The sequence below is a fragment of the Photorhabdus machadonis genome (assembly GCF_052657765.1).
This window is the reverse complement of the sequence record NZ_CP199761.1, coordinates 2,949,182-2,963,400: the sequence shown is the minus strand read 5'-3', so window position 1 is coordinate 2,963,400 and position 14,219 is coordinate 2,949,182. Positions and strand designations below refer to the sequence as shown.

General features: G+C 43.3%; 14 protein-coding genes and 1 pseudogene. 12 read left to right on the top strand and 3 right to left on the bottom strand.

The window, feature by feature from the left end:
- Window positions 1-48 precede the first annotated feature (48 nt).
- From ACUN2T_RS13995 to cutC, 12 genes and pseudogenes are all read left to right on the top strand, one after another.
- Complete coding sequence (locus tag ACUN2T_RS13995) at window positions 49-2,028, top strand: type VI secretion system Vgr family protein (protein ID WP_445493623.1); 1,980 nt, start codon at window positions 49-51, stop codon at window positions 2,026-2,028.
- A complete protein-coding gene (locus tag ACUN2T_RS13990) occupies window positions 2,025-2,819 on the top strand; it encodes a DUF4123 domain-containing protein (RefSeq protein WP_445493622.1) in 795 nt (264 codons plus the stop codon). Before ACUN2T_RS13995 ends, ACUN2T_RS13990 begins: the two co-directional genes overlap by 4 nt.
- Before the next feature lie 451 nt (window positions 2,820-3,270).
- Complete coding sequence (locus ACUN2T_RS13985; protein ID WP_445493621.1) at window positions 3,271-3,825, top strand: cytochrome b; 555 nt, start codon at window positions 3,271-3,273, stop codon at window positions 3,823-3,825.
- A gap of 24 nt (window positions 3,826-3,849) precedes the next feature.
- Window positions 3,850-4,428, top strand: coding sequence for a YceI family protein (locus tag ACUN2T_RS13980; RefSeq protein WP_445493620.1), 579 nt, complete (start codon window positions 3,850-3,852; stop codon window positions 4,426-4,428).
- A gap of 1,315 nt (window positions 4,429-5,743) precedes the next feature.
- The gene (locus ACUN2T_RS13975; protein ID WP_445493619.1) at window positions 5,744-6,442 is read left to right on the top strand and encodes a hypothetical protein; all 699 of its coding nucleotides are present in this window, start codon (window positions 5,744-5,746) and stop codon (window positions 6,440-6,442) included.
- 141 nt (window positions 6,443-6,583) lie between these two features.
- A complete protein-coding gene (locus tag ACUN2T_RS13970) occupies window positions 6,584-6,784 on the top strand; it encodes a hypothetical protein (RefSeq protein WP_445493618.1) in 201 nt (66 codons plus the stop codon).
- A gap of 83 nt (window positions 6,785-6,867) precedes the next feature.
- Window positions 6,868-8,133: an IS4 family transposase gene (locus ACUN2T_RS13965; protein WP_445497818.1), complete on the top strand. Its 1,266-nt coding sequence runs from the start codon at window positions 6,868-6,870 to the stop codon at window positions 8,131-8,133.
- Between the two features lie 149 nt (window positions 8,134-8,282).
- Window positions 8,283-8,432 (top strand): hypothetical protein, encoded by a 150-nt coding sequence (locus ACUN2T_RS13960; RefSeq protein ID WP_445493617.1) that lies wholly within the window; start codon window positions 8,283-8,285, stop codon window positions 8,430-8,432.
- On the top strand, window positions 8,429-9,181 hold the full coding sequence (locus ACUN2T_RS13955; RefSeq protein ID WP_445493616.1) for a hypothetical protein: 753 nt from the start codon (window positions 8,429-8,431) through the stop codon (window positions 9,179-9,181). The genes ACUN2T_RS13960 and ACUN2T_RS13955 overlap by 4 nt, the downstream gene beginning before the upstream one ends.
- 151 nt (window positions 9,182-9,332) lie before the next feature.
- Window positions 9,333-9,542 (top strand): annotated as a pseudogene (locus tag ACUN2T_RS13950) (hypothetical protein); the annotation flags it as partial.
- A 629-nt stretch (window positions 9,543-10,171) separates the two neighbouring features.
- The gene (locus tag ACUN2T_RS13945; RefSeq protein ID WP_445493615.1) at window positions 10,172-10,744 is read left to right on the top strand and encodes a VOC family protein; all 573 of its coding nucleotides are present in this window, start codon (window positions 10,172-10,174) and stop codon (window positions 10,742-10,744) included.
- Window positions 10,745-10,911: 167 nt separating this feature from the next.
- Window positions 10,912-11,658: a copper homeostasis protein CutC gene (cutC, locus tag ACUN2T_RS13940; RefSeq protein ID WP_445493614.1), complete on the top strand. Its 747-nt coding sequence runs from the start codon at window positions 10,912-10,914 to the stop codon at window positions 11,656-11,658.
- 57 nt (window positions 11,659-11,715) lie between these two features.
- On the opposite strand, the gene cmoB is transcribed toward cutC, so the two are convergent.
- From cmoB to ACUN2T_RS13925, 3 genes are all read right to left on the bottom strand, one after another.
- Window positions 11,716-12,687 carry a tRNA 5-methoxyuridine(34)/uridine 5-oxyacetic acid(34) synthase CmoB gene (gene cmoB, locus ACUN2T_RS13935; RefSeq protein ID WP_445493613.1) on the bottom strand — a complete coding sequence of 324 codons (972 nt, stop codon included), beginning with the start codon at window positions 12,685-12,687 and terminating at the stop codon, window positions 11,716-11,718.
- Window positions 12,684-13,442, bottom strand: a complete 759-nt coding sequence (gene cmoA / locus ACUN2T_RS13930) for a carboxy-S-adenosyl-L-methionine synthase CmoA (RefSeq protein ID WP_445493612.1) — start codon at window positions 13,440-13,442, stop codon at window positions 12,684-12,686. The genes cmoB and cmoA overlap by 4 nt, the downstream gene beginning before the upstream one ends.
- A gap of 267 nt (window positions 13,443-13,709) precedes the next feature.
- Window positions 13,710-14,108, bottom strand: a complete 399-nt coding sequence (locus ACUN2T_RS13925; RefSeq protein WP_445493611.1) for an MAPEG family protein — start codon at window positions 14,106-14,108, stop codon at window positions 13,710-13,712.
- Window positions 14,109-14,219: the final 111 nt, after the last annotated feature.

Below are 14,219 nucleotides of genomic sequence, written 5' to 3'. Positions count from 1 at the left end.
CATATTATTCATTTACCTAACCACTAACATCAGAAATAAGGAGTCCCTATGAACGATGGATTACATTTTCTCTGTCAGGTTACCGATTTGCCGGAAAAAACTTTTGCGGTAGCGGAGTTCTCTTTACAGGAGGAATTATCTGAACTGTTTACCCTCTCTTTAACTCTGGTCAGTAAACGGGCCGATATTGATCTGGAGTCGCTGCTATTACAATCGGTAAAATTCCAGGTGGTTTTCAACGACGTTGAACAACGTCAGGTCAGCGGCATTATCGCACAGGCTGTATTGGGTGATACCCATACTCACCGCACGATTTATTATCTCACCGTCCGGCCTGCGCTCTGGCGGATGAACCTGAATCAGGACAGCCGGATTTATCATCGGCAAAGCGTACCGGAAATTCTTAAAAGCTTGCTGAAAAAACACCATATTCTGGCCGATTCCCAGTTGGATGAGTTTCATTACACGCGCGAGTATGTGACGCAAAAGCGTGAGTCCGATTATGACTTTTTTGCCCGGTTAGTCGCCGAGGAAGGGCTGAATTTCTGGTTTGAAGACGACAAACTGTTTTTCAGTGACAGCCATTTAGGCATGACGGCCAATTTACCGCTGGTTTACAATCCGCAGGTACAAGTCGCCACTGAAATGAATGTGGTTAATCAGGTGCGTCTGGGTGTCTCCATGACCCCGCAACGGGTGATCTATAAGGACCGAAATCCGCAAAACCCCTCTTATTTCCTGACACACCGGGCCAATGTCGATCCGCGTGTTGAGGGGCAAGAAACCCTGTTTTCAATCTTTGAAAGCTACGGCCGTTTTCAGAAAGACGCGGAGGCGAAACCGTTTGTCCAGCGCCGTCAGCAGGCCGTTCAGAATAAACGTCAGGCGGGCAGTGGGCAAAGCAACTGTTTTAAGCTGATGCCCGGTAAAATCTTTGACCTCAACGAGCATCCGATTGATGCCATGAACACCCGCTGGCAAATCGTGACCATTCATCATTACGGCAAATGTCCGCAGGCCCTGCAAGAAACCAGTGGCGGATCAGGAACTTATCTGCATAACGAATTCAGTTTTATTTCCGGCTATAAGGACTGGCGAGCGCTCTATCGTTATAAGCCATTGGCGGATGGTGATGAAGTCGCTACTGTGGTGGGCCCGAAAGGGGAAGAGATTTATGTCAACAAAGACGGTTGTATTCGCGTCCATTTTCACTGGGATCGCTATGATAAGGCCGATGAAAACGCGTCTTGTTGGGTACGGTTTGCGCAAGGCTGGAATGGCAGCGGTTACGGTTTTATGGCGGTTCCCCGTATCGGTCAGGAGGTGATTGTCTCCTATCTGAACGGCGATATTGATCGGCCGATTGTCACCGGCTGCACTTACAACGGCTTAAATCGGCCACCACTGGATTTACCCGCCGAAAAAACCCGCACCACGTTTAAAACCCGGACCCACAAAGGTGACGGTTTTAATGAATTGCGGTTTGAAGATGCCAAAGATCAGGAAGAGATTTACCTGCACGGGCAGAAAGATCTGACCGCCCATATTCAGCATGATGCTTACTGGCATATTAAACACGACCATAAACAGCGGATCGATAATAACCGGTACAGTGAAATCAGTGCCGATGACCACCGGAAAATCGCCGGCTCCGGTAAATACAGTACCGATGGGGATGTATCGCACCGTATCACCAGCAGTCAGTATTTACAGACCGGGGAGGCACTGGTCACTGAAAGCGGTCAGGAAACGCACCTGAAAAGTGGCGGTAAAATCGTGCTGGAAGCGGCGTCAGAAATCACCTTGAAAATCGGCGGCCATTTTATCCGGTTAACTCCCGGCGGTATTCTGACTTCCCCAAATTTATTAGTCGGACAAGGCGCTGCCGGTACCGGACGTGGCTTGTCCCTGCAACTGCCAGAGGGCGTTGCGCCTCTGCCGGGTGTTAAATTCCCCGCCAAACCGATTTGTGCTGTGCAGGCACAACGGGAAGCTAACTTGATTATTGATAACCAGGAGGATGCATGAGCATTTCTATCAATTGGCAACAGTGGTTGAGTGCCCCCAATAAACCCCCCATTTTCTTTATGCTCAATTCACTGGCAAAGCCGAACCCTGTCACTCTCTTTTACAAAAACGACTGGGTGGAGCAGGCTTTTCCATTGTATAGCGGTACACCGATGGATCACCTGCTGGCGCAAAGCCCCTGGCTGGTTCAGCCTAAGTCAGGTTGCCTGGCAATAATAAGTCATTTACTTGATAGCCATACCCTGAGCGATAACAGTTGGGGCTGGGCTTATCGCAGTGAGGACTCATGGACTCAACAGCTTAATCACTGGCGTTCACGCCAGCAGGTGATATTACAGGAGAAACAGGTGCTTTTGCGCAGTATGGATACGCGTATTCTCAGTCAGTTATTACCGGCAATGATCATCAGCGATTGGTCGGGATTCCTGACGCCGGTGAGTGAATTAATGATCGACGCACCTGAGCCACAGATTTATTCTCGCCCTGAGAATTGTGGTCAAAATGGGAATGAACAGCCCTTTGTCCTGGGTCATCATTTACTTGAGGCTTGGTTCCATTCTGATTACGCCCTGCAAGGACAGGTATTCGTGCTCATTAGCGATTTATGGGAAAATCACGGTAAGCAGGTTAAGAAACTGGATGAACCCGCAGGACAATTAGAGGAACGGCTCACTTATTGGTTGAAAGCGCGTTTGGAAAATGGCGAGAGCGTGAGTAACCTGACGGGTGCAGATTACTTACAGACACTCGTGAGCAATAACGATCATTGGATAGCGTATGATGATGGTTAACATCTTGCGAGTTGAGCGTGTCATTGTTGTGGTTTTAAACAACAAGAAATGCGTTAAGTCTTCGTTACTTGGCAATACGAATAATTTCTTGTTGTGAAATATTAAATTGAAAATGATATTTTGTCTTTACCATAGCTACGTGTTTTTTAGGTAATGCTATTTCTTATAAACAGAAAATAAGATAATTGATTTCTTCATCAGTTAAAACCCAAAAAACAATATAATAAAAAAATATATATTATATGTTTTTTGGCATTGTTCTTAATGTGATTCATTTTTATTTCATTGTTATTTAATGTTTTTTTATTTCAAGTGAATCTCGTTGATTAAAATTGAAAATCTTTTGCAAATTATTTGTTGAAATTTTTAATAAAAAAGAAATTAATATCGTTTATGATTTAATAAATCCAAAAAAGTAGCTCACCAGCATTGACCTAAAAAGGAACTTACTATGCTTTGGAAGAATACTTCTAACCAATTTGGTCATTTATCTGTCTTTTTACACTGGCTGGTTGCACTGACTGTGTATGGCATGTTTGCACTGGGATTGTGGATGGTGACATTGGGGTATTACGATACGTGGTATCACGGAGCACCTGAAATCCATAAAAGCATCGGAATCATGCTGCTAATAGCGATGGTGGGGCGTGTTATCTGGCGTTTTATTTCACCACCCCCAAAGCCCTTAGCCAGTTATAACCGCCTGACCAGAATCAGCTCTGTTTTAGTACATATTCTGTTGTATATTTTACTGTTTAGCATTCTGATTAGTGGTTATTTAATTTCGACGGCTGATGGTCAACCGATTTCTGTCTTTGACTGGTTTACTGTGCCAGCCACATTAACCGGTCAGGGGAAACAGGCAGATACTGCTGGAATGATTCATCTTTACCTTGCCTGGACTGTGGTGATTTTATCGTTATTACATGCTGTTGCTGCGTTAAAACACCATTTTATTGACCGTGATGCAACCCTGAAGCGTATGCTGGGTTTCCGTCCTGAATAATACAAAACGATTATGGAGAATAATATGTTGAAGAAGACGTTACTTGGCCTGACTGCGGGTGCATTGTTACTGAATGCAAGTTCTGCATTAGCAGCCAATTATAAAATTGATATACCGGGTCAGCACGCCTTTATTGAATTCCGCATTCAGCATTTGGGTTATAGCTGGTTATATGGATCATTTAAAGATTTTGATGGTTCTTTCACATTTGATGAGAAAAACCCGGCGGCGGATAAAGTTGATGTGACGATTAAAATAGCCAGTTTGGATACTAACCACGCCGAGCGTGATAAGCACCTGCGCAGTAAAGATTACTTTAATACAGAGAAATACCCTGAGGCAAAATTCGCTTCAACCGACGTGAAAAAAGATGGGAATAAATATGCTATTACCGGTGATCTGACTTTAAACGGTGTGACAAAGCCAGTGGTATTGAATGCAGTACTGATGGGGGAAGGTAAAGATCCATGGGGTGGTTACCGCGCAGGTTTTGAAGCTTACGGTAAAATCAACCTGAAAGACTTTAATTTCAAAGCAGATTTAGGCCCTAAATCACAGGAAGCGGATTTACTGATTTCTGTCGAAGGTGTTCGGGAAAAATAATCCCCTCGACTACTTAACATAAACTGAATAAAGAAAAACCTGGCTAATGCCAGGTTTCAGGGCTGAACAACCCAATATCCTTTTTTATTGCATTATTTTTATGGCTTGCTTCGTAAAATAACAGTGAGAAAGCACCTGAATGTCAGTATAACATCGAATTTTTTTCCGCTTAAAAAAAACCTTAATCACTGTATTTTATCTTTGAGGATTAAAGTTTTTACTCCTGCCAAGAAACCGGTCAACGGTGGAGCGATAACTCAACACCTATTGAGGTTGTAACACTTTCTGACCCATTTATACCCGGCATCTTTCAAGTTGCCTCTTTGTTGGCTGCACTCGCTCACCCCGGCCACATCGTTATCTATGCTCTCGGGGATTCGCTCCCTTGCCGCCGCGATGCATCTTGAAATCCATAGGGTATATTTTTCGTAAATTAAAAAAATGAAAATTTTTCTTGCTATTTGGTTATTGTTTAATAATTATTGATCAAGTTCTGTCATATGAGCAGGTATAAGGAAAGTTTTGAATTTTATACCCCTTATTCAAAGGGGTTCATCGATGGAGATACATTTTTATCTTCCTGAATGTAATGAATAGAAGAATGCCACTTTCCCTGCAAGAACGGAATTATATGCGAGCGATAGATGATATGTTCTCCGAATTAACGGAGATGAACCATAAACGAAGTGATAATTAAATTAACTTCAAATACTGTTCCTCGTGTCCACGGGGATGAGAATGCATTGGCATCTTTTTTTGTTTTATTTATGCCTTTCTTAAAAGCCGGCATTGCTTTCGACGTAAATTGCATTCTGCATGGCAACTGGTGGTAAGTGTATTTTTTATTACAAATTTATATTTTTGTAAATTTATAAAAAACTCTTGCTATTTGATGACAGTTTAATAATTATTACTTTAAGTTCCATTATATGAACAGTATGAAGGGAATATCATATCCTGTTCCCCTTATTCACGGGGATTAATCGACTGGGGTTCATTGCTGTCTTCCTGTCGTTCAATTTGTTATTACTCACTGCATTGAGCTGTGCTTTTTGTCTGTGGTAATAGGATTTTTGCTACCTTATTTTTAGGGTGGTGAGGTCAATTATTTCAATTCCTGACGTTTCGCCAATCAGGGGGAGATGTATCATTCAGCCTGGTGGTGACACGCCTGATGACGGTTTTTATTAGCATGGGCGCTTTTTTGATGATGAAGGTGATGGATGGTCAGACAGGAGAAGTCTTGTGGAATTTTCCCCGGCTGATATTCGGGCTGCGTGCCTATATATAATGTGAAAAGAAGGAAGTTAAACCAATGGGTATATCAGATCCGCGTCTGTGTATAGATTGTAAGCGGTTTTTGAAAAACTGGGTAGAATTTCAGTTGGTGGATGAACAGGGGAAGCCGGTGGTTAACCTGCCTTATCGCCTGATCAGTTACGGAACGCCAGGTTATGTGCGCCAGGGGGTAACCGATGGCTTCGGTGTGCTTAGGGAAGAGATGCTGTTACCCCATAAAGTCACGCTGTATATTGATGCTCAAGCGCTGGCTGACGAGATGGAACAGCGCCCGTTGCGGGAAATACGTGGTGAAGCGGCGTCGGTGGTGAAGCCAAAAGCCGAAGCTGAAGGCCATCAATATCACTATGTGACCATTGGGCAGATCAGTGATAGGTTGCCGGTGATTAAGGATTGGAGAGACCCTAAAGATATTCCACCGCCCTATCATTTCCCGAACCCGGAGCCAAATGGCTACACGGTTCATCCATTAAATCAACGGTATGTATTGGAAATCTGTCCGTTTCGGGCCTGGGTCTTGCAGCTACATCATCAAAAGGAGTATTCCCTTGTTAATGCGTATAACCAGTGTTTGATGAGTGTATTGGCTTATGCCGGTGGGGATGTTGATACTGAAGGCTCTGTGACTCACTTTTTTAATCGGCAGATGGTAGATGTTTCCAAGCGTCCTTATAAGGTGGAAAATGAAGCAGGTGTCTCCGTCACCGATTGTTAAAGCCATTAAACAAGCGACTGCCAGCCAAGAAATCTATTTGCATCATGGTAAATGGTTCATTTCTTTCAAGCCAACAGTTGCCCGGAATGGCTGATTTCCACCAGGAATCTCTCCCCTATAACAGGTGTAGCTAAAGAAATCTTGAATAACACCACAAAGCTCTATTTAATTCCTGACTTAAACCCGGCAACAGAAAAGGATTTTTCTCTGGCCGGTGAGCAGCAAAATGCGTTGTTTAATCAGTTAAGTCAACAAGAAAAAGACCAACTGTTTGTTGCAAACAGAAGTGCGGATTTAAAAGGAGGATTAGGCTTTCTTCATATACAGGCTCTTAAGCAGTAACTGTATATTTTAGATAGAAAAAAGGCTTCATTTATGATCTGATAATCGTCGCCAAACTAATACCAAAACCACGGATGAAGCCTGTGACGATTATCGCTATAAAACACCAATTAATGCAATTCTTCAGTGACGTTTCTTTGCAAAAAATGGCGCTTCGCTGCGGGTTTATTCAGCGCGTGAGAAATATCGAGCCTCATACGCTTATTCTCAGTCTTATCACAGCGCTCAGTTCGGGGAAAGTGACGTCTATAGCTCAGCTACACCAAAAATTTAATGGCCTGTGCCCCGATGAAAAACAACACGTTAGCTACCGTCCTTTTTATAATCAGCTACGGAAAGCGGCTTTTGTTGAATTTGTCAAAATATTGGTCAGGTTTGCCATGGCACAATGGGCTGAAAAGCACCTCGTCCTGCCCAAAAAACTCGCCAAATTTCAAAATGTTATTTTACAGGATGGCAGTTCATTTAAAGTCCATTCGGCACTGGCTGATGTTTTTCCTTGTCGATTTCAGGCAACCGCAGCGGCAGTGGAATGTCACATGACCTTGTCATTATTAACCCAGTCTCCCGTGAAAATGGCTGTTACTGCAGATACCGCCTCTGAGCGGACTCACCTGCCTATTCCGGCAACATTGCATGACCAATTATTATTAGCGGATGCCGGTTATGTCGATTTTGAGTATTTTGAACAACTCTCACGCTCAGGCGGTTCGTTTATTGTGCGGGGCGGTAAATCGCTTAATCCCCAAATAATCAGGGCACGCAATGGTCAGGGAAAAATCTTATCGAAGCTGTCCGATAAGCCCCTGAAATCCGTGACACGCAGAACGAATCGTTCTGAGGTGTTGGAGCTGATTTGTCGGCGTAATGGCTATGAGTTTCGCCTGATCCGCCGTTGGTTTGCTGAAGAAAAACGTTTCTGTCTCTGGCTGACTAACTTATCAGTCGAGGAATTTACAGCCAATGACATCATGGATATTTATCGTTGCCGCTGGCAAATAGAACTGTTGTTTAAAGAACTCAAATCACACACGAACTGGCACCGGTTTACGACACGAAAAGAAACGTTGGTCACGGGGCTTATCTGGCTGAGCTTATTAGCGTTGTTGCTCAGACGCTCGCTGGCAAGGCGATTATTCCCAGCGGTTTCACTGCTTAAAGCGGCCCAAAATACGGAGATCTGGTTAAAACCCATAATAGAAAATCTCCTCCAAAGGGCATGGTCGGAAACGTGTTTTTGGCTGGAAAAAGCCAAAGCCTATTTATCCCAGAATGCATTCAAAACACCGCAAAGAAAGTCGTCTAAAAACAAAACATTGGATGCGTGTTTTGAACGACTTAATTCTTAAGATCCTGTATATGAGGCTTTCTTAATCATAGTTCGTATAAATATGCCGGTTATATTGATAAGCGGCTCAGAGAGTTATGCGAACCGGATAAGATTACGGTCTATCAGGACAGTCAGCGTCAATTTAAGGCAAAAATGGATCATGATAAGATGCTTATTCCTGATAATATTTACTACCGCAACCTCTATTTTCTGGATATGGACAAACAGTTAATAACATCACTGACCGTGAGCCAGCAGGAAGAGAAAGGAACACTGGCCTTACAACATTACTGCGATGGAAAGGAACTGTCAGTATGAAAATAGTAAAAATCACACTGTTATTGTTATTTTCATATTTTATTTACTGGGCATTAGGCGATACCTTTTTTAACTGGCTTTTTCCCTTTTCATCTGCCGGAAAGGGGCCGTGGATAATAGTGGACGGTGTCGCACCGAAATACACAAAACCGTATGTATCGGCAGAATATATTTCAAAAGATTGTCTTGAATATGAGCTTGATGCGGGTATGTCGCCTCATAAAGTGCCGACCTATAATAAGCTCCGACTGGATATAAAAGCCGATCCACAAACGGGTTATTTTCAGGCGAAATTACCTTCCTCTGGTGGAGGATGGTGCAAATGGAAAATCAATCGGGCCTTTGTATTAGTAAGTTATACCGATGTCAGCCATTTGATGAAAAATGCCGTACCGTATGTGGGGACAGGTTTAACCGCATTTATCAATGATGCAGCACGAGCAAATTATTCTGAAGCCTCTGAGACTCGTGCATTGAATACGATAGATTTCAGCCCAGCTATTTACCCTGTTTTGAAAGTGGTTGAGGGGCTCCCAAACAGAATTTTCTTACAGGGTGTAGTCGATTCATACCCTTTTAGGCTGAAATTAACTCCAGGAGCGGAATGGAAAATCACCTTTAAGCCTAAACTGGATGAAACCAAAATGCCGAAGATCATGGTGACTGACGGGAAAGGTGAATGGGTTGAATACCCCGATGGACACATTGAAACTGATACTCAAATGGTAGATACCCGTTACATAAAGTAGTGTCACTGGAATAGCCACCTGTTTATGTTTATTCACATAAAATAGAATGAATGAGGCATGTTGGTTTTAACTCCCTATACAGATAATGTTGTCGGGATCGAAGGAAACTGACCATGATAAATATGAAATGCGATGGAAAGGAACTCTCAGTATGAAAATATTAAAGGTCTCGTTGTTATTGTTATTGCTGTCTTTTATTTACTGGGCATTAGGCGATACCTTTTTTAACTGGCTTTTTCCCTTTTCATCTGCCGGAAAGGGGCCGTGGATAATAGTGGACGGTGTCGCACCGAAATACACAAAACCGTATGTATCGGCAGAGTATATTTCAAAAGACTATCTTGAATATGAGCTTGATGCAGATAAATAAGATTCCAAAATAGCGCTATACCTTATGCCTCTCATAATTCTATGTTCATTAGCCTCCTGCTAAGCTTTCATTCTTTCATTGAGTTCGGCAAACAGATCACGGTTCATTTATGTCCCCCTTTTTTCTCATTTCCAGCATGTGACGTAAAGATTCGCGTTGCTCTTTAGTTAAATCTGACATTTCATCTTTATCGTAGATAGTGAAAAGTATAAATTGCAATTCAGATACCCACCAATAGTAAATTACCTGAATACCACTCCGTTTTCCCTTTTTCCTTCGGGAATCAGCAAAACGCACTTTACGTAACCCCCATCTGTATGTTGGATAACGTTCCCTGCTACGGGATCTTTTAGCTGCATATTTTGGAAAGCTCGAAACTCCTCATCGGTCAGGTAGTTCTGGCGATAACGTTCAAAGGGGATAGTTAAACAGAACGTTTTTTATTTTGCTTTTATATAGCAAGCGATAACTGCCACCAAATACATATATATCCTCAAAGCACAGCACCTGATTTCAATTGTTACAAACCGAGAGTATTATCTGAGGCTTGAAACGGCGGAGGCTCCTCGGCGTTCAGGTCTGGAGGAGATACCTATTTATTGCATGTTAACCGGGATGATATGACACATTTTTCTTCTGTTGTTGCATTACAAAATATCGCTGAATTACAGGATTTAGTGGCTGATCTGGCAATATTTGAGCAAAAATTGGTACGGTTCAGGCAGCGGCTTAATTTGAATGTTGAACAATATCAAGCCGATCATATCTCCTTACGTTGTCACGATATCTCTGTAGCGGAACGCTGGCGTAAAGGTTTTTTACAGTGTGGAAGTCTGATGTCGGAAAGTATGATTAATGGGCGTCCAATCTGCTTGTTTGATTTAGAACACCCAATAACGGTGCTTAACTGGCAAATCGATTGTGTAGAATTGCCCTATCCTGGTAAGAAAACTTACTTACATCAGGGATGGGAGCATGTGGAGCTGGTGCTGCCCGTGGCACCGGAAATGTTGTTGGCAGAAGCAAGGGCATTATTACCGCAGCCTTTGCCGGCCGGTTTTTCTGTCAAAGAGAGCCAGCCCAAAGGGGAGCAGGAGCGGCTGCCTAATCCTACCTTAGCAATCACTGATGGTGAGATCACAGTCAAATGTCACCCATTTACATTGCGTGACATTGTTAAAAGTGAGCACTAGTCGGCAAAATTAACTTTTCTAGCCCTGTGATCCAGATAAAAATTCTGACCTTGTGATTTCCTACAAATCATTGGGAATAATTAAATGTCATAGTTAGTGAGTTGAGTTACTGAATCGTTTAGGTTCATTAATTGCTCGTTATTGACTGGGTGTTCAAGGAATTTCTGATGACAAAGTTAGAAATTTGTTGTTTTAGCGTAGGTTGCGCATTAATCGCACAACAGGCTGGGGCTGACCGGATAGAGTTGTGTGCCAGTCCGACGGAAGGAGGATTAACACCGAGTTTTGGTACATTGAAGCAGGCTATTGAGCAATTAACTATTCCTGTACATCCAATTGTACGTCCAAGAGGCGGTGATTTTTGCTACAGCCATTCAGATTTTGAGGTGATGAAAAATGATGTTGCCCAGATCCGTGATATGGGGTTTATGGGCGTCGTTTTTGGTGTGTTGGATGAAGAAGGACATATTGATTTGCCGCGGATGCAGCAATTGATGGTGTTGTCTGGTGATATGGCCGTCACTTTTCACCGCGCATTTGATATGTGTTTTAATCCTAACGTGGCATTGGGCCAACTGACTCAGCTTGGTGTAAAGCGCATATTGACTTCTGGTCAGCAACAGAATGCTGAATTGGGATTACCCTTGTTGAAAGAGCTTCATCAGGCCAGTCAGGGGCCAATTATTATGGCGGGCGCGGGTGTTCGTCTGAGTAATATTCATAAATTTATGGATATAGGGCTAACGGAAGTTCACAGTTCTGCCAGCCGGGTGATGCCTTCCACCATGACCTACCGCAAAGCGGGGGTGACAATGAGTGCCGACAATGAAGTGGATGAGTTTTCACATTACTGCGTTGATGGTGGTGTGGTAGAGGTCATGAAAGGGATGCTGAGTCTGACCTTGTTTGAGTAAATTCTGTTGTTAAGCAAATCTCGAACTGGCCCTGTTGTTGGGCCAGATTTCAAATGATTAGGGCTTACGGGCAATCAGTACCGCACGTAGCGGGGCAGGATAACCCTCAATGGTTTTACCGCTATCCTCAGGATCGAGAAAATCAGATAACGATTCTGTTTTCATCCAGTCTGTCCGGCGCTGTTCTTCCGTGGTTGTTACGGCATGATCGACAATCCTCACATCAACAAAACCGCACTTTTCCAGCCAGACTTTCAGCATTTTCGCTGATGGGATGAAATAAACATTACGCATCTGGGCATAGCGTTCGCCAGGGATTAGGCAGCTGTGTTCATCACCTTCAACAACCAAACTTTCCAATACCAATTCGCCATCGGACACCAGTTGGTTTTTTAACTGCCAAAGATGGTCGAGGGGGGAACGACGGTGATAGAGGACACCCATCGAAAAAACCGTATCAAAAGCGGCCAGTGCTGGTAATTTTTCGATTCCCAGAGGTAAAAGATGAGCGCGTTGATCGCTGCCAAGCAACTTTCTGACCGCTTCAAACTGGCAGAGAAAAAGCTGAGTCGGATCGATACCAACCGCAAGTTCAGCTCCTTCACCGACCATCCGCCACAGGTGATAGCCGCTGCCACAGCCAACATCAAGAATTGTCCGACCCGCTAAGGAAGAAATATGGGGCAGTACCCGATCCCATTTACAATCTGAACGCCATTCAGTATCGATATTCACATCATAAAGCGAAAATGGTCCTTTACGCCATGGCATAAATACCCGCAATATATTGTTAATACAGACTTTTTCGCCGGCGGATAGCGGTGGATCACGTTCTGCGATCACACCCTTTTTCAGATCTAATTTGGTCGGCGAAATCTCGGGCAGGTTTTCCAGGGTTTTGACCCACGATTTAAAACTGCCATGCAGGGCGGCTTTTTGCCATTCATCCAGTTGGGCCGGAAGACAATGAAGCCAGTGTTGGAGGTTGTTCCTGGCGATAAGCTGATAAAAATTACCGAAATCGATCATTCATCAGCTCCTTTTATCGCCAGTAATGAGCCGAAATTGAAACACTGAAACCAGACTTCAACATGTTCAAAACCAGATTGATGAAGGCGGGATTGATGTGTTTCGACGGAATCAGTCAGCATCACATTTTCAAGCATGCTGCGTTTCTGGCTGATTTCCAGTTCGCTGTAGCCGTTAGCACGCTTAAAATCATGGTGCATATTAAACAGCAACTCACCAATCTGTTGATCTGCAAAGTTGAATTTCTCTGATAAAACTAACACACCGCCCGGACGTAATCCCTGATAAATTCGGTTAAGTAACCCTTGTCGATCTTGCGGATTGAGAAATTGTAAGGTGAAATTCAGCACGACCATTGAGGCATTCTGAATATCAATATTGAGAATATCGGCTTCAATAACGTCAACCGGTGTGTGCGCCCGGAAAGCATCAATATGGCGACGACAGCGTTCTACCATAGCCGGAGAATTATCAACCGCGATGATCTGGCAATTTTCCGCTGTAATATTGCGGCGTATTGCCAGGGTTGATGCGCCAAGGGAACAACCCAGGTCATAAATTTGGCTGTTTGATGTCACGAAACGACTGGCCAGCATACCAATCATGGAAACAATATTTGAATAACCTGGCACAGAGCGTTGGATCATATCAGGGAAAACTTCTGCAACCCGTTCATCGAAACGCCAGTCACCCAAATTGGCAATGGGAGCGGCAAACAGGCTATCCCTTTGATTGTGAGGATCTTGATTTGACATAACAGCATTGATTATTAGAAAAAATAGAAGGTGGCATTCTAACAGATGTAAAGCTTGACCTTGAACCAATTTTCTCTGATTTAAAAGTGGTGAATAAAAAGCGAAGATACATTGAAAAGCACCTTTAAATGACCTGTTGTTTGCTTATATAAAAGAGTGAGGTGGTGGTGTATGGCATCTCAGATCTTAAATCAGGAACTGGCCGAGATAACCGGGCGAGATAGAGGCAGCAGAACTTGCTGCCTGTTTATTTCAGTGGTGGCAATATCAGACATAGAGAGAAAGTATCTGTTCCCAAGGCAGGTAGTAAATATTGGCAATCACCATCAATACCATGGAGAGATAGGTTGCTACCATGCCTGAACGCCGCCAGCGGAACTCACGGTGATGCAGGCCATAATAATGTAACAACCTGCCGGTGAGCAGGATCAAACCACAGACATGTATCATCCAGACATTTGAGCCGTTCATCTCCATCATCACCAGTAATAACATTGAGATGGGAATATATTCCACAGCATTGCCGTGAATACGGATAGCGGTTTGTAATTCGTAAAAACCCCCATCTCCATATGAAACCCGATATTGCGTTCTTAATTTAACCACATCAAAAGACAGCTTAATCAATAATAGTGCGCCCAACACAACATAAAGCGAGCTAACCATTTTTAACCCCATTGCCTAACCGAAATTGGCCAATTAGGTTATGATAAACCTCAAAAATAAAACTGTCGCTATAAAAAACAGGAATTGAAAATAAATTGTCTGATTATCAGA

Excerpts from the sequence above, each read along its gene's own strand:
- ACUN2T_RS13995 (WP_445493623.1), top strand. The coding sequence starts at position 49 with ATGAACGATGGATTACATTTTCTCTGTCAGGTTACCGATTTGCCGGAA.
- ACUN2T_RS13990 (WP_445493622.1), top strand. The coding sequence starts at position 2,025 with ATGAGCATTTCTATCAATTGGCAACAGTGGTTGAGTGCCCCCAATAAA.
- ACUN2T_RS13985 (WP_445493621.1), top strand. The coding sequence starts at position 3,271 with ATGCTTTGGAAGAATACTTCTAACCAATTTGGTCATTTATCTGTCTTT.
- ACUN2T_RS13980 (WP_445493620.1), top strand. The coding sequence starts at position 3,850 with ATGTTGAAGAAGACGTTACTTGGCCTGACTGCGGGTGCATTGTTACTG.
- ACUN2T_RS13975 (WP_445493619.1), top strand. The coding sequence starts at position 5,744 with ATGGGTATATCAGATCCGCGTCTGTGTATAGATTGTAAGCGGTTTTTG.
- ACUN2T_RS13960 (WP_445493617.1), top strand. The coding sequence starts at position 8,283 with ATGCTTATTCCTGATAATATTTACTACCGCAACCTCTATTTTCTGGAT.
- ACUN2T_RS13955 (WP_445493616.1), top strand. The coding sequence starts at position 8,429 with ATGAAAATAGTAAAAATCACACTGTTATTGTTATTTTCATATTTTATT.
- ACUN2T_RS13945 (WP_445493615.1), top strand. The coding sequence starts at position 10,172 with ATGACACATTTTTCTTCTGTTGTTGCATTACAAAATATCGCTGAATTA.
- cutC (WP_445493614.1), top strand. The coding sequence starts at position 10,912 with ATGACAAAGTTAGAAATTTGTTGTTTTAGCGTAGGTTGCGCATTAATC.
- cmoB (WP_445493613.1), bottom strand. The coding sequence starts at position 12,687 with ATGATCGATTTCGGTAATTTTTATCAGCTTATCGCCAGGAACAACCTC.
- cmoA (WP_445493612.1), bottom strand. The coding sequence starts at position 13,442 with ATGTCAAATCAAGATCCTCACAATCAAAGGGATAGCCTGTTTGCCGCT.
- ACUN2T_RS13925 (WP_445493611.1), bottom strand. The coding sequence starts at position 14,108 with ATGGTTAGCTCGCTTTATGTTGTGTTGGGCGCACTATTATTGATTAAG.